Here is a 13,643-nt window from a genome sequence, read left to right as displayed (position 1 = left end):
GGCACAAGCCTCTCCTTCCCGATCAGACGTCAGGTAGACCTCGCGCGCCGCCCGAACTCATCGGCGCACGATCGACCCCGCGGCCCTCGACACATTTGCGATCGTCCAAAGAAGACGGCGGATGGCCCCCGCCGGGTTGACGCATGCCGATATGGGCATATGATGGCGGTCGTGGCACGAGCAGCGACGACATCGGACGTCTTCAACGCGATCGCCGAGCCGCAGCGCCGGGAGATCCTGGTGCTGTTGCGGGCGGGCGAGTGGCCGGTGACCGAGTTGGCCCAGGAGCTCGGGATGGCCCAGCCGCGGGCGTCCAAACACCTGCGGGTGCTCCGGGAGGTCGGGTTGGTGCGGGACCGCAAGGCGGGCAAGCAGCGGCTGTACGGCCTTGACGCCCGCGGATTGCGCGCGGTCCACGAGTGGACCGGCGGGTTCGAGCGGTTCTGGAACGAGAGCTTCGACCGGCTGGACGCATACGTGCAGGACCTCAAGCAGGCAAGGCAGGAGGAGTAGCTGATGAAAGCGACGAGACCAGGAGCAGCGGCACAGTCCGCGACGGCCGACCGGGAGATCGTCATCACCCGGGTCATCGACGCCCCGAGGGAGCTGGTGTTCGAGGCGTTCACCGAGGTCCGGCACCTGGCGCGATGGTGGGGGCCGGACGGGTTCACCACGACCACGCAGTCGTTCGAGTTCCGCGTCGGCGGGGAATGGGACTTCGTGATGCACGGACCGGACGGGACGGACTACAGCGAGTGGATCTCCTGGACCGAGATCGCCCCGCCGGAGCGGATCGCGCTGCTGCACGGTGAGTCCCACGGCGACCCGAACGCCTTCGAGTCGGTCCTGACGTTCGAGCCCGACGGTGCGGCGACCCGGATCGAGATGCGCACGGTGTTCCCCACCAAGGAACTGCGCGACGAGGCGGCCGAGAAGTACCACGCGATCGAGGGCGGCCAGCAGACCCTGAACAACCTGGCTTCCTACGTCATCGAGATCGTTCGGAAGGGAGCGGAAGGCTGATGGCCGGAAAGGTGTTCTTCAGCGTGTCGATGTCGCTGGACGGGTTCATCGCGCCCGAGGAGCGTACGGACGACCCGGACTCGCAGCGCTGGAGGGCGCAGTGGATGGAACTGCAGCAGTGGATCTTCCCGCAGCGGTACTTCCGGGAGAACCTGAAGCTCGGCGAGGGCGGCGAGGAGGGGCGCGACAACGACATCGTGCGGGAGACGTTCGAGCGCACCGGCGCGAGCGTGATGGGCAAGCGCATGTTCGACCTCGGCGAGCAGGCGTGGCCGGAGGAGGCGCCGTTCCACACGCCGGTCTTCGTGCTGACGCACGAGAAGCGCGATCCCTGGGAGCGGCCGGGTGGGACCACCTTCCACTTCGTCAACGACGGCATCGAGTCCGCGCTCGACCAGGCCCGCGAGGCCGCCGGCGACCGCGACGTCCGCATCTCGGGTGGCGGCGCGACGATCCTGGAGTACGTGAACGCCGGCCTGATCGACGAGTTCTCGATCGCGCTGTCGCCCGTGCTGTTCGGCACCGGAATCCGCCTGTTCGAGGGCGTGGATGCGGGCCGCATGGTCCTGGAACCCGTCCGCGCCGAGCCCTCCCCGAGGGTGACGCACCTGACCTACGCCGTCCGGAAGCGGTAGGCGCACGGCGGACGCGAGCGCGATCGGCCACCGTTCATGTCCTATCTGGACGAGGGGTCGTGATCGATGTGGAATGTTCCCGCATGTGTGGACGCGGATTCAGGCCGCGATTCAGAACATGTCTCGTTGGGCGAGTGAACATGACCGGCTTCGGCCCGGGGTGACCGGAGAGGCTCAGGCGGCGGTGGTGAGGGGTTCGGGTTGGCTGCGGTAGGTGCGACCGGCCGGGGTGGTGATCTCCAGAACGCCGGTTTCGCTCATGCGATGATGCCAGCCGGGTTCGTCCTTGAGCCGATGGTCTCTCCGGCACAGGCCGCAGAGATTTCCGCTGTCCGTGCCGCCGCCCTGGGCCCAGGGGTCGACGTGGTCGAGGTCGCAGGCCTGGACCGGCCGGTGACACCCCGGCACCCGGCATTCCCGGTCGCCTACCTGGACCAGGTCTTTGGTGGCGGCAGACGGCCGATAGCGGTGGCGCCCGACGTCGATCGGGGTGCCGGTCATGGGGTCGGTGATGACCCTCCGGATCGTGGCATTCGCGGCGATCTCCCGTGCCAGGTCTGCGGGGATGGGTCCGTGTCCGGCCAGTTCGGCGGATTCGTTACGCAGCCCGGTCCAGGTCAGGAAATCCAGATACACGAACACTTCCGCCCGCGGCGGCTCCACCGGCCGCGCGACACCAAGGCACAGGTCGGAGAACACGTCCGCCCGCAGTTCGTCCAGCGTGCGCTCCTCGCCCCTGCTGCGCAGCCGCCGGGCGACACGATCGACCCGGGTGTAGATCGTGGCGGCGATCCCGGCGGGGAGGTAGGCGTACAGCGTGGCCATCCCGTCGTCCTCATGGCACAGCTGAACACTGCGCCCCCGCCTCCGCTCCTCACAGCGCCGCGCATACCCGTCCGGATCGACGCGGGCGACGGTCCTGTTCACCAGACGGCGCACCGACGTGGCATCCCGCGTGGCGATCTTCCCTGCCACCAGGGCATCCACCTCCCGGGCCTGGTCGTCGGTGAGGACCGAGGTCTGGTCGGCCACCTTCGACGCCCGATACGGATCCACCGCACCCCGCCGCATCGCCTCAAACGTTCCGGGTAACCGCTGCGATTCGCACAGTGGAAGATCTAGAATGTTCACCGAGTGGACCGAGGCCGGACTGTGGCGGCGAAACACTCGGCAAGCACCGCTACGAACGCAAAGCCCACTTCCTCGCTCTCGGCGCCACCGACACCTGCTCCAAGAAACTCACCAGATCAGACACGCGCAGAGCCGACTTATCTGTATCCTGGCTCGGCCCGCTGATCTGATCTCATGCCAGTTCAGCCGACCTTGGTGCCTCGAACCACGTGACCGGAGGAGTCGATGCTGGGATGACGGCAGGGCGGCCGATGCCCACACAGGACGACGTGCTCGGGTACTTCAGCACACTGTCGAACTGGGGACGGTGGGGCGACGACGACGAGCTCGGCACGCTGAACCACATCACCGACGACGTCCGGCTGGCGGCGGCGCGGGCGGTGCGCCACGGCAGGAGCGTGTCGTGCGCGTGGGAGGTTGCCGTACCGGAAGACATGGAGCGGTCGACGACGACCTGCCCGTGCGCCGCCGACATGCCGGGCGCCGAGAGCATGCCGGCGCCCGGGTTCCGCAACGACCGGCGCTGGGGCTTTTCGTCCGAGCGGCTCGGCATCACGTTCCACGGCAACACCCTCACCCACGTCGACTCGCCGTGCCACATTTTCTGGGACGGCACGATGTACAACGGGCGGTCGCACTCGTTGGTCGACGCCGCAACGGGATCGGCGTGGGCGGCCGTCACGGCGGCGGCGAACGGGATCATCACGCGTGGGGTCCTGCTGGACATCGCGAGGGTCCGCGGTGTGCCGTGGCTGGAACCGGGGCAGGGTGTGTTTCCCGACGATCTCGAGGAGGCCGAGCGTCTCCAAGGGGTACGGGTGCGATCCGGCGATGCGGTACTCCTGCGGACCGGCTATGGCCGCTTCCGGCACGAAACCGGTGAGACGAGCGGTTTCACGCAGGCCGGCTGGCACGCGTCCTGCCTGCCGTGGCTGCACGAACGGGAGGTCGCGCTGATCGGCGCCGACACCCCCCAGGACGTGCAGCCGTCCGGCTACGAAGACATCTTGATGCCGGTTCACGCCGTGAGCCTCGTCGCGATGGGTCTGTGGCTGCTCGACAACTGCGACCTGGAGATGTGTGCGACGACAGCTGCCGAGCTCGGCCAGTGGGACTTCCACCTCGCAGTCGCGCCGGTCCGCTTCGCCGGTACGTCCGGCAGCCCGGTCAACCCGATCGCCACATTCTGACCGCGGGCGTGCGCGGGCTGGACCACCTCCAGCACCGCGGCGGTCGACGTCGGCGCGTCCAACCGACCGACAAATCGGCAGACCACCCGCCTCCGCTACCGCCGGACCACTAAGGACGGTCTTCGTCAGACTCGACCCACGCCCACGCGTGCCGGGTGCGGGCCGTACGGCCGTGTCCCGCGGTGAAGGTCACTCTGGCGTGATGATCAGCTTGCCGCTTTTGGCCATACCGTTGCGTTCGAGTTCGATGAGCGCTGGGATGGCTGCTGAGAGCGGGACCGTGCGGGCGATCGGCAGCCGCAGTGTTCCCTGGCCGGCGGCTCGCGCGACCTCCTCCAGGTCTTCGGTGACCGGTCGGGCGATCACGGTCTGGAACGGCCCGGGCAGGACACTTCGGGCGAGATTCCACGGACTGGGGTGGATGCCGATGATACGGCCGCCGGGCTTGAGCATCATTCGCGCGGCCTTGACCGGGAGCGTTCCGGCGGTGTCGAGGACGAGGTCGAATCGTCCCGTGAACGACGCCGGGTCGAAGTCGAACTCGACGATCGGGTCGATACCGAGGTCGTATGCGTCTTGCCTGGCGGTAACGCGGCAGCTACCTCCGACCGTGGCGTGGTGCGCCAGGGCGATTTGCACGGCGGACCGGCCAACTCCGCCAAGGCAACCGTGAACGAACACGGCCTGGCCACGCCGCAGCTTCCCCTTCACGATCAGGGCCTGGAGAGCGGTGATCCCGACGGTGGGGATCGCGGCGGCGTCCTCGAAGGAAAGGCCCGCCGGTTTCTTCACGACCCCCTTCTCCTCGGCGACGACCACCTCAGCGAACGCACCTCCCAACTTGAAGGGCGCCCCGCCGAGCACTTCGTCACCGACGTTGAGCCGGGTGACACCGTCACCGACCGCTTCGACGACGCCCGCGAAGTCGTAGCCCATCGCCCGCGGGAAGCTCCGGCCCGTCACCATCTTCATGCGGCCGTTGCGGATGCCGAAATCCATCGGGTTGGCTGCGGCCGCACGAACACGGACAAGAACCTCGCCGACGCCGGGCCGTGCCGGCTCGAAGTCTTCCAGCCGCATCACCTCCGGTCCCCCGTATTGGTGGTACTGGATTCGCTTCAGTGTCGTCCTTCGAGGTCCTTCGGGTGCGCTCACAGCGTGACCACGATCTTGCCGTGGACGTGGCGTCCGGCCTGCAGTGTGACGGCCTCGCGGATCCGCTCGACCGGGAAGTTCGCAGCGATCGGCACGGAGATCTTGCCGGCGAGGATCGCGTCGGTTATCCGCTTCACAGCATCCGGTGCCGCGTCGATTCCGCCAGTGGCGCGCACGCCGCCGGGAGGGTTGGGGCCCGCGGCGATCGTCGAGATCCGCTCAGGCGCCACGCCGAGCGCCAGCGCGGCCTCGGCCGTCTCCGTGCCGAACAGGTCGGTTGCCGCGGTCAAACCACCGGCAGCCAGTGCCTTTACCCGATCCGCCAGCCCGGGGCCATACGCCACGGGCTCGGCACCCAGTTGCCGCAGCAACTCGAACGTGCCCTCCGAGGCCGTGCCGATCACGGTCGCACCGGCGAGCTTCGCAAGCTGGACAGCGAACACGCCTACGCCGCCGGCGGCGCCGCCGATCAGGACAGTGTCGCCGGACCGCAGACCGATCGCCGCCAGCGCGGCGGCGGCGGTGGCGCCGGCCACCGGAAGAGTGCTCGCCACCTCGTCGCTGATGCCTTCCGGCGTATGCCAGAGCGAATCGGCGGGCGTCCCCACCACCACGAAGTCGGCCACGGCTCGTCCCAGCGCGGACCCGTAGACGCGGTCGCCCACGGCGAAGCCCGTGACACCGTCGCCGACCTCGTCGATCACGCCCGCGAGGTCGGAACCGAAGCCGGACGGCACGGTGATGCCGAACTGCGCCGCCACCTCGGACCGGGAGGAAATGATCCAGTCCATCGGGTTCAGCCCGGTAACCGTCACGCGGACGCGGACCTCACCGGGCCCGGCGTGCGGCTCCGGAACCTCCCGCAACTCCAGCATCTCGGGACCTCCGAAAGCTTCGTAGATGACAGCTCGGCTCATTGACGCCTCCTGACGCAAGTGATGGAACTTGGTTCCGTCACCGTACACGAGTGACGGAACCAAGTGCCATACACTGTGTTCATGGCTCGCTGGGAACCGAATGCATCAGAGCGACTCGCTCAGGCCGCCCTTGACCTGTTCGCCGAGCGGGGCTACGAGAACACGACCGTGATCGACATCGCGCAGCGGGCAGGACTGGGGAAGACCACCTTCTTCCGGCACTTCCAGGACAAGCGGGAAGTACTCTTCGGCCGTGGCACGATGGACGAACTGCTCGCCGAGGCGATAGTCGCCGCACCGGCAACCGCCACCCCGCTCGAAGCGGTGGCCCGTGCTCTGGACGCGGCCGGGAGAGAAGTCTTCACGCCCGCTCGCCGTGAATTCGTTGCCCGCAGGCAGGCAGTGATCGCCGCCAACCCGGAACTGCAAGAACGCGAGGCGCTGAAGAACCTCGGCCTCATCGCAGCAATGACCGGCGCGCTCAAGCGGCGCGGCGTTCCCGACCTGACCGCTCGCGTAGCCGCGGAACTCGGCGCGCTCGCCTCGGCGATCGCCTATGAACGCTGGAGCGAGACCACCACCGGCGACGACTTCAGCGCGCTCGCGCGACGAGCGCTCAGCGACGTGCGAGCGTCCACAGCCTTGTGCTGACGCGAGCGACTCCCCAACGCAAAGTGAGACCATCGCCAGACAGTCCAGATTGCCCTCGTGACCGGAACCAGCCGTCGGGCCGGGCTCGGCTTCGCCGTGGCCCGCAGCCTCGCCGAGCTCGGCTTCCACGTCATCCTCACCGCCCGCGGTCGCGCCGCGGCGGAGCCGCTGGCCACGACATCTACGAGGACCGCCTCCTGCCCGTTCTCGACCAGTTGCCGAAAGCGTCAGCCGCCACCGGCCGGACGCGCGCCGACATCCGGGCCTTCGACCTCGTGCTCGGTATCGGCAACCTGTGTATCGGAGTCGAGACCTTCCCCGGCTACCACGCACGGAGCATGATCGACCTGCTCCTCGCAGGCCTCGCGTACGCCGATTTCAGCTCTGGCCGCCGGACGGCGAATACAACCGGAACCCGCTGAACCGGCGATGCGGGAACGTCGCATAGAAGGCATCGGCCGTATCCGTGAGCAGGTCGAGCCGCGCCACTCCGCTGCGCTCGAACAGTTCACCGATCAGCCGCCGGGCGATACCCTCCCGGCGCCGCTGTGCCGCCGTGACGATCTCCGCAAGGTACAAGCGCAGCCCGTCGGTCAGGGCATGCGCGAAACCCACCACCGCACCAGCATCCACCGCCACCAGCGTCAACGTCCCCGGCGCGCGCAACGCGGTCTCCGCACGCGCTGGGTCGGCCGGATACGTCGGCCACGACTCCGCCTCACACAGGGCAAGCACGCCCACCAGGTGATCCCGCGAGAACTGCACCACTTCGACCATGACCACCATGGTCCACTCCTCGACGGTGACCGCGAGCGGGCTCGGCTGGTGCCGCATCACGCCCGATCATGCCGAGTTCCGCGTAGTTGCCGGACTGTATCGTGGCGCCGTGGATTACCTGGGTGTTCTTCGGCGTGAACTGGACGCTTTCGGTGCCGTGCTGGACGGCGATCTGTCGGCTCCGGTCGAGCACTGCGGCGGTTGGAGGTTGGTGGATCTGGCCGTGCACATGGGCGCGGGGAACCTGTGGGTCGTCGCGGCGGTGCAGGAGGGCCATGGCGACAGCTACGACGAGGGTGCCGCACCCCGTGACCGGGCCGGTCTCAAGGCCTGGTACGCCGAGACGGCGGATGCCCTCGTGCAGGCCCTGTCGGTTGCTCCCTCCACCAGGGCGTGGACGTTCTTCCCACCGCACACCGTCGGGTTCTGGCGTCGGCGCCGCAGTCAGGAGACGCTGATACACCGGTGGGATGCCGAGCACGCGCTCGGCTCGGCGACGCCGATGGATGCGGCGCTCGCCGCCGACGGTGTCGCCGAGGTCTTCGACACCATGGCGCTCCGCATGATCGCCAAGGGCGCCGCCACCTCTCCCGAGCACGCCGTGCGAATCACCGCCACCGACGCCGGCCGCAGCTGGACCTACGGCCCGGGTGAGCCGATCGCGGAGGTCTCGGGCACTGCCGAGGACCTGCTGCTGATGTTGTGGGGACGCAAGCCTCGGGAAACCGGATCGGTGACCTGGGCCGGGGACCGTGAGGCGGGGTTGGGGGTGCTGGCCGGGCCGCTGGTCCCCTGACTTGGCATCAGGCAAGACGATTTCTCATCGGCGCCGTTCTGCGGCGCGCTATTCCCTGAACGGGATACCCCGGCACGATTTCCCGGTTTTCGGACAGCGGGCCGGGGAACCGTTGCCGTCGGGAGGTCACGATGAGCGATTCCGACTGCGTCACCGCATGCGGTCCGCGTGATTGACCGGGCTCACCTTGGAGTGACACACTTTTGAACGGATCCTTATCGCGCCTATTCCTGCCGGTCTCGACTCCGGGCTAACCTTCGAAGTTCCGCTTCACGGGGAAGGTCAAGGCGGTCGATCCAACGAGGAGTAGGATGAAATCCCTGATCGCGCGATGGCTCCGCTTCGTCCTGTTCCTCCTGCTCTACGTCAGTGCGCTCGTCTTTTTCTTCAGGTTCGGCGCCGATGATTTCGCCGGCGCGCTCACTTTCGGGGGAAAATTCACCGGCGCACTTTTGGTACTAGCGGGCGCCTTCCTGCTGGTGGCGACAATCGGGCTGATCGATCACGGCCTCGTCGTTCTTCTCGGCAAGGAGGAAAAATTTCCCAGCTCAGGTCTTCTCGCCTTGGGTGGAGCCGTGTTGATCTCCGCCGCCGGAGCGTGCATGATCCTGGCCCAGATAGGCGGAGGAGATACCTGGAAGGAGTTCAGGATCCTCTGGGGGATGGACCTGCCCCTACTCTCGGCCTGGTCCCTGTACATAGCCCTCTCAGCCTGGGTGGTGCACTATCTTCATCGAACCGGAGTACATTTTCCCGCTTTCCGGGAAAACAAAGGGATAGCGCTCGCGACGATCATCACGATCTTGGTCACGGTCGCCAACTTCGGCTACTCGCAAATATACCAACCCTACTCCCATCCCCAGACCGTGCAGATTATCGCGTGGTTCGGCGAGCCGGTCCTGAGCCCGGACAAGGCATCCTATGAGATTCCCATCAATCTCGATACCGGAAACATCGGGGACTCGAGCGTGTACGTCCTGGACGGTTACTACTTCCTGTCCAGCCAGAGGGCCGACTTCACGCCTGGCAAAGAAATCGGGAAGCAGGAGGAAGAGCTGGCAAACGGCGCTCCCTTCACCCGGTACTCACTACAATCGGGTCTGACCAACATCATTTCGGGAAGGTACCTGGTTCCGGGAACTTTTCTCAATCCCGGAGAGCATGCGAAGAACACGTTCGTGGCTCAGTTTCCCAGCAACCTGGGCACCGGCAAAATGATTTTGGAAGCCTACGCCATCGTGGGCCGGAAGGATCGTTTCACGCCACGTGGATCGTCGTTGGAGTACTCGTGGAAGGAAAGCGAAAGGGATGACTCCATGACAGCCATCCCACCCCCGCACGTCACCGAGGACGGGAGCGTTTCCGGCCAGGGCAGCCAGAATGAAACCTATGTGCGGACAAGGACCGGGCTCCGGGAAAACAATGCCATCTGGGAACTGATCAGAAAGCCACGGTTCCTGAACGTATGGTGGCAGATCGAACCCACTGTTGAATTCGTGTTCACGGTACAACCCGAAGCCAAGGAAACCTACCTCAACAGCCGGAAGACACTGCTGGACACCATCAACAGATATGGCATTTTCATGGCGCACACCGGTAATGTCGAAATTCCGATACCGAATTCAAGGTGACCGTACGGCCAGAACTGTGCAGCGGCGGCGCGCTGCTCAAGCCACCTGGTTCTGCCATGCGGTGATCCGCCTGATGACGAGGATGAGCAGCGTGCCCGCCACCACGTCGAGTCCGGTGAGGAGAGTGGACATGTTCGCGTTGCCCAGTACGTCCGGTAAGGAGCTCTCCTGCTCGGCCAGGCGCCATTGGATCGGCTTCACCAAACCGGCGGCGACAAACGCCGCCCACCAGGCGTTGATCAGGGCCACGGGGGCAGGCGGCCGGGGGCTGCTGGCCCGCCAGATGTCCGACACGATCTGGTATGGGTACCACAGGTTGACCACCGGGGCGATCCAGGCGCCGACCACCCAGCCTCGCGACCGGCGCTGCACGGCGGCATCGTTGTTCAGCTCGGCGTTGATCCGCGCCCGCCACAGCCAGACCAAGAACGCCACACCGCACGCGATCCACACCAGGATCGTGGGCCAGGACGCCAGCACCGCGAGGGCATCGGAGTCGACGGCCTCGACATCCGTGTCCGTCGCCGCCCCGGCCAGGTAGTCGCGGACAACGAAGTAATCGCGCCAGTTGGACGCCAGCACCAGGATCTCGCGCGCCATCGTCAACAGGATCAGTATCGTCGTGGCAGTGGCCGCGCCGGCTAACGGCCTGGGCTGCCGTGTGCCGGCCGCGCTCGCGCCCGTGGGCGCGGCCTGCTCTGGACTGGCCATCGGTTCTCCCCCAGAGTATCGGTCTTCGCCGAAGTCGCTTTCCGAGAGCATCCCATTTCGGACTGTGACAGCGAAAGGGCCCGCGCTACCCGATACCGAAAAGCTGCAAAGCCCGGTAGGGCAGGGCCAGTGCCGCAAGCACCAGGAGCCCTTTCCCCAACGTGACCAGCATGCCTGCCTCGGACCGCAGGACAAGCATCCGTCTGCGGACTCCCGCGGCCGCCAGTGCGGCCTTCACGGCGCGTGCCACGCGGCGCGCAGGCGTGATCACCAACAGGGGCGCCGAGGCAGCCTTGAAGGCCCGGCGCGCGAGCCCGCCTCGCGGGGCCGCGGAGGCAGGCTCCACCGGGTACACGTGCGGCGTCCAGTCCGGGCCGAAGGCGACGACCGCGGAGATCCAGGGGACAGCCGCAGCCACCTCGGTCAGCCGGGACGGCGTCGGCAGGAGCTCGTCCAGCCGCCCGGCCACGTCCGCAGGACGGCCCGGCGCCAACAGGACCAGCTTGTGTTCGGGCTGGGTAGCGATCACCTGCTCGACCTCCCACCACAGTCCCTCGCCCGGCCCCAAGTGCAACACGATGAGCTGGGACAGTTCCATCAGTCGGAGGACCGCGGGCTGCCAGTCGTCGTACGGCAGGTAGAACCGCGCCGCCCCCAGGTGCGGCAACGGCTCTCCGGGCTTGCCCACCGCGATCACGGGGCCGAAGGCACGCAGTACCTGCGCGAGCTGCTCCTCGCGGGAATGGATGTTGAGGTTGGCCCCGTCGTCTACCCGCGCCGCGGTCTGGTCGTCGGCGAAGCTGCGCAGATAGAGCACGGGACGGCGACCGTCGGCCAGTAGAGCGCGGACCGCGTCGCGCACCGAGCGCGGGCGTGAAAAGCGAAGGATCAGCAACCCGGCCCCCAGTACGGCCAGCCCGGTCGGCAGGAGGAACACCTGTGTCGCCAGCGGCAGCTGATAGCCCCGGCTTTGGGCCGTACTTACCGCGACGAAACCCGCCGCGAACAAGCCGTATCCGGCTCCGCTGGCCGCCAGGAACACCGGCCGCCGCCACCATGGCTGAGACGGTGCGATCCGTCCCACCACCTCCACGATCTCCGCAACGCCTGCGCGGCGGCGATGCCGCAGCCACAGCGCCGCCACGACGAAAACCCCGGTGGCTACCGCGCACCACATCGCGAGCGTGGCCGACAGGCCGAGGTCGTGCTCAAGCGCCGCCTGGTCCCCGCCGGTGCTGCCGACCCGGTCGCGGGCCCGCAGGTCCAGACCCGCGGTGATCACCAGGTGCAGCGCGACGTAGGCGGTGACCACCGCGGTCGCCGTGATCAGCCGGGCTGACGCCCGGAGGCCGGAAGACACCTCGACACCCCCTGAACTTGCCGAAGCACCGTTTCCAGGCGCGGATCAGGCTAGTACTACCACGCCAGCCCATGAGTCGTGGCCAATTTCCGTTGACCGGCCCCGAAGGGCCAGCGGGGCAGCCAGGACCGACGGAACCGTGACAAGACCTGTGTGTTCCCCGACAACCAGGTCGCGCTGGACTGGCGGCTTTCCGAGATCGTCGGTTCCGATGCCGTGGGCGGCGAAGAAGGCGTTCGCACGCTGCCGGAAGGAGACGCGGTCGTCTGGTGCGCCTATACCGCCAGGGGTTCGAGGCCCAGCAAGGCGGCTGTCTTGTCGTAAACGATGCGGGCGAGGGCGTCGTCCTGGGCGAGGGCGGAAGGGGTGTCCGGCTGGGACCTGCTGAAGAAGCCGCCGCTGGGCCGCGGGGCCGGCGAGGTGGTGGCGAGCCAGACCGGGGTTTGCACGCCTTCGTCGGCGGTGATGGCGAAGGGGCGGAAGAGCGGGGCCGTCAGCCGCATCAGGCCGCCGGCGTTGCTGTTGATCGCGGTGCCCTTCACCATGCCGGGATTGGCGTTGTGGATGCTCATGCCCTCGGGCAGGCGCCGGGCAAGCTCGCGGGTGGCCAGGAGGCTGACGAGTTTGCTGGTCGCGTAGACCTTGATCTGGTTGTAGAAACGGCTGTTCCACGATGTCCCCGCAACATCGGGGTCCGCGGCGTCGAGCCTGCCGCGCTTCTCCACGAAGGTGGAGAGGTTGACGATCCGCGCCTCCGGGGCGAGCGCTCCCTCCGCGAGCAGGGCGTGGGTGAGCAGGAAGGGTGCATGGTGGTTGATCGCGTAGGTGCGCTCGACCCCGTCCACGGTCTGTTCGTACCGGGGAAAAGCCGCGCCCGCGTTGTTGATGAGCACGTCCACCGAGACGGCGTCGGCCGCCAGCTTCGCCGCAAGGTCGCGCACCTGCGACCACTGCCCCAGATCGGCGGCGTACGTCCGCGGCGCGGGCGCGTTGTCATCGGTGGGAGTCAGGACGCGCAGGTGGTCGGCAGCAACCTGAGTACGAGCCGCGTCCCGGCCGACGAGGATGACGCTCTGCCCGGCTTTGACCAGGTGACGTGCCGTCACCAGCCCCAGGCCGGACGCACCGCCGGTGATGACCGTGGTCGTGCTGTTCATCGCCGTTGTTCCTTGTCGTGGTTGTTCTTGCCGGGAGTGGGCTCGCCTGCCGGCCGGGCGCCATCGCTCACCTCGCGGAGGAGCGCATGCAGGCGGAGTCTGCTCTCGCGGTCGAGACGGGCGAAGGGAGAGTGCTGGGTGGTGTGCTCGATGACTCGGTCGCGCAGTGCGCATCCCTCAAGGGTGAGCTGGATGACTTTCGCGCGGCGGTCGGTGGGGTGGGGCACGCGGCGGACCAGCCCGCGCTTCTCGAGCCGGTCGATCATGGACGTGGCGGTTGAGGCATCGCACTGCAGGAGATCGGACAGCCGGCGCGCGGTCATCTCCTCCGCGCGGCTCAGCCTCCACAGCACATCGGTCTGGGTGTCGGTGAGCCCCGCTTCGCGGGCCAGCTCCTTCAGCTCGCCGTGGACCTGGGTGCGGATCGCGAACAGACAGTCGATCAGCTCTTCGTTCAACTGCGCGTCATCCATACACTCCACAATACATGGAAATTCCAACTATTGGAA

General features: G+C 67.3%; 15 protein-coding genes. 7 read left to right on the top strand and 8 right to left on the bottom strand.

Annotated features, from left to right (window positions below; genetic code table 11):
* Nucleotides 1-171 precede the first annotated feature (171 nt).
* From ORV05_RS13140 to ORV05_RS13130, 3 genes are read left to right on the top strand one after another with little or no spacing between them, the layout of a single operon-like run.
* Nucleotides 172-513 carry an ArsR/SmtB family transcription factor gene (locus tag ORV05_RS13140; protein WP_268758767.1) on the top strand — a complete coding sequence of 114 codons (342 nt, stop codon included), beginning with the start codon at nt 172-174 and terminating at the stop codon, nt 511-513.
* Between the two features lie 3 nt (nt 514-516).
* On the top strand, nt 517-1,023 hold the full coding sequence (locus ORV05_RS13135; protein WP_268758766.1) for an SRPBCC family protein: 507 nt from the start codon (nt 517-519) through the stop codon (nt 1,021-1,023).
* Complete coding sequence (locus ORV05_RS13130; RefSeq protein ID WP_268758765.1) at nt 1,023-1,658, top strand: dihydrofolate reductase family protein; 636 nt, start codon at nt 1,023-1,025, stop codon at nt 1,656-1,658. The genes ORV05_RS13135 and ORV05_RS13130 overlap by 1 nt, the downstream gene beginning before the upstream one ends.
* 174 nt (nt 1,659-1,832) lie before the next feature.
* Here the strand turns inward: ORV05_RS13130 and ORV05_RS13125 are convergent, their stop codons facing one another.
* On the bottom strand, nt 1,833-2,714 hold the full coding sequence (locus ORV05_RS13125) for an HNH endonuclease signature motif containing protein (RefSeq protein WP_268758764.1): 882 nt from the start codon (nt 2,712-2,714) through the stop codon (nt 1,833-1,835).
* 308 nt (nt 2,715-3,022) lie between these two features.
* Between ORV05_RS13125 and ORV05_RS13120 the strand changes: the two genes are divergently transcribed.
* Nucleotides 3,023-3,979 (top strand): cyclase family protein, encoded by a 957-nt coding sequence (locus ORV05_RS13120; RefSeq protein WP_268758763.1) that lies wholly within the window; start codon nt 3,023-3,025, stop codon nt 3,977-3,979.
* 189 nt (nt 3,980-4,168) lie between these two features.
* Here the strand turns inward: ORV05_RS13120 and ORV05_RS13115 are convergent, their stop codons facing one another.
* Both ORV05_RS13115 and ORV05_RS13110 read right to left on the bottom strand, forming a co-directional pair.
* Nucleotides 4,169-5,059, bottom strand: coding sequence for an NADP-dependent oxidoreductase (locus ORV05_RS13115; RefSeq protein ID WP_268759771.1), 891 nt, complete (start codon nt 5,057-5,059; stop codon nt 4,169-4,171).
* Nucleotides 5,060-5,130: 71 nt separating this feature from the next.
* Nucleotides 5,131-6,051 carry an NADP-dependent oxidoreductase gene (locus ORV05_RS13110; RefSeq protein WP_268759770.1) on the bottom strand — a complete coding sequence of 307 codons (921 nt, stop codon included), beginning with the start codon at nt 6,049-6,051 and terminating at the stop codon, nt 5,131-5,133.
* Nucleotides 6,052-6,132: 81 nt separating this feature from the next.
* On the opposite strand from ORV05_RS13110, the gene ORV05_RS13105 reads away from it, so the two are divergent.
* Nucleotides 6,133-6,702: a TetR/AcrR family transcriptional regulator gene (locus tag ORV05_RS13105; protein ID WP_268758762.1), complete on the top strand. Its 570-nt coding sequence runs from the start codon at nt 6,133-6,135 to the stop codon at nt 6,700-6,702.
* A 378-nt stretch (nt 6,703-7,080) separates the two neighbouring features.
* On the opposite strand, the gene ORV05_RS13100 is transcribed toward ORV05_RS13105, so the two are convergent.
* Complete coding sequence (locus ORV05_RS13100) at nt 7,081-7,488, bottom strand: GNAT family N-acetyltransferase (RefSeq protein ID WP_268758761.1); 408 nt, start codon at nt 7,486-7,488, stop codon at nt 7,081-7,083.
* Here ORV05_RS13100 and ORV05_RS13095 point away from each other — a divergent pair.
* On the top strand, nt 7,478-8,275 hold the full coding sequence (locus ORV05_RS13095) for a maleylpyruvate isomerase family mycothiol-dependent enzyme (protein ID WP_268758760.1): 798 nt from the start codon (nt 7,478-7,480) through the stop codon (nt 8,273-8,275). The two genes, ORV05_RS13100 and ORV05_RS13095, sit on opposite strands and share 11 nt — an antisense overlap.
* A gap of 311 nt (nt 8,276-8,586) precedes the next feature.
* Nucleotides 8,587-9,906: a hypothetical protein gene (locus ORV05_RS13090; RefSeq protein ID WP_268758759.1), complete on the top strand. Its 1,320-nt coding sequence runs from the start codon at nt 8,587-8,589 to the stop codon at nt 9,904-9,906.
* Between the two features lie 36 nt (nt 9,907-9,942).
* Here the strand turns inward: ORV05_RS13090 and ORV05_RS13085 are convergent, their stop codons facing one another.
* From ORV05_RS13085 to ORV05_RS13070, 4 genes are all read right to left on the bottom strand, one after another.
* The gene (locus ORV05_RS13085) at nt 9,943-10,506 is read right to left on the bottom strand and encodes a DUF4328 domain-containing protein (protein ID WP_268758758.1); all 564 of its coding nucleotides are present in this window, start codon (nt 10,504-10,506) and stop codon (nt 9,943-9,945) included.
* Nucleotides 10,507-10,702: 196 nt separating this feature from the next.
* The gene (locus tag ORV05_RS13080) at nt 10,703-11,977 is read right to left on the bottom strand and encodes a hypothetical protein (protein ID WP_268758757.1); all 1,275 of its coding nucleotides are present in this window, start codon (nt 11,975-11,977) and stop codon (nt 10,703-10,705) included.
* Nucleotides 11,978-12,252: 275 nt separating this feature from the next.
* Nucleotides 12,253-13,134 carry an SDR family NAD(P)-dependent oxidoreductase gene (locus ORV05_RS13075; RefSeq protein WP_268758756.1) on the bottom strand — a complete coding sequence of 294 codons (882 nt, stop codon included), beginning with the start codon at nt 13,132-13,134 and terminating at the stop codon, nt 12,253-12,255.
* Nucleotides 13,131-13,607 carry a MarR family winged helix-turn-helix transcriptional regulator gene (locus ORV05_RS13070; protein ID WP_268758755.1) on the bottom strand — a complete coding sequence of 159 codons (477 nt, stop codon included), beginning with the start codon at nt 13,605-13,607 and terminating at the stop codon, nt 13,131-13,133. The genes ORV05_RS13075 and ORV05_RS13070 overlap by 4 nt, the downstream gene beginning before the upstream one ends.
* Between the last annotated feature and the right edge of the window lie 36 nt (nt 13,608-13,643).

The organism is Amycolatopsis cynarae (genome assembly GCF_026802195.1).
Taxonomy (GTDB): Bacteria; Actinomycetota; Actinomycetes; order Mycobacteriales; family Pseudonocardiaceae; genus Amycolatopsis_E; species Amycolatopsis_E rhizosphaerae.
This window is presented reverse-complemented; position numbering and strand designations above follow the sequence as displayed.

What these genes read in the sequence shown, in the direction of transcription:
- ORV05_RS13135 (WP_268758766.1), top strand. Translation starts at nt 517, where the DNA reads ATGAAAGCGACGAGACCAGGAGCAGCGGCACAGTCCGCGACGGCCGAC.
- ORV05_RS13130 (WP_268758765.1), top strand. Translation starts at nt 1,023, where the DNA reads ATGGCCGGAAAGGTGTTCTTCAGCGTGTCGATGTCGCTGGACGGGTTC.
- ORV05_RS13120 (WP_268758763.1), top strand. Translation starts at nt 3,023, where the DNA reads ATGACGGCAGGGCGGCCGATGCCCACACAGGACGACGTGCTCGGGTAC.
- ORV05_RS13115 (WP_268759771.1), bottom strand. Translation starts at nt 5,059, where the DNA reads ATGCGGCTGGAAGACTTCGAGCCGGCACGGCCCGGCGTCGGCGAGGTT.
- ORV05_RS13110 (WP_268759770.1), bottom strand. Translation starts at nt 6,051, where the DNA reads ATGAGCCGAGCTGTCATCTACGAAGCTTTCGGAGGTCCCGAGATGCTG.
- ORV05_RS13105 (WP_268758762.1), top strand. Translation starts at nt 6,133, where the DNA reads ATGGCTCGCTGGGAACCGAATGCATCAGAGCGACTCGCTCAGGCCGCC.
- ORV05_RS13095 (WP_268758760.1), top strand. Translation starts at nt 7,478, where the DNA reads ATGACCACCATGGTCCACTCCTCGACGGTGACCGCGAGCGGGCTCGGC.
- ORV05_RS13100 (WP_268758761.1), bottom strand. Translation starts at nt 7,488, where the DNA reads ATGGTGGTCATGGTCGAAGTGGTGCAGTTCTCGCGGGATCACCTGGTG.
- ORV05_RS13090 (WP_268758759.1), top strand. Translation starts at nt 8,587, where the DNA reads ATGAAATCCCTGATCGCGCGATGGCTCCGCTTCGTCCTGTTCCTCCTG.
- ORV05_RS13085 (WP_268758758.1), bottom strand. Translation starts at nt 10,506, where the DNA reads ATGGCGCGCGAGATCCTGGTGCTGGCGTCCAACTGGCGCGATTACTTC.
- ORV05_RS13075 (WP_268758756.1), bottom strand. Translation starts at nt 13,134, where the DNA reads ATGAACAGCACGACCACGGTCATCACCGGCGGTGCGTCCGGCCTGGGG.
- ORV05_RS13070 (WP_268758755.1), bottom strand. Translation starts at nt 13,607, where the DNA reads ATGGATGACGCGCAGTTGAACGAAGAGCTGATCGACTGTCTGTTCGCG.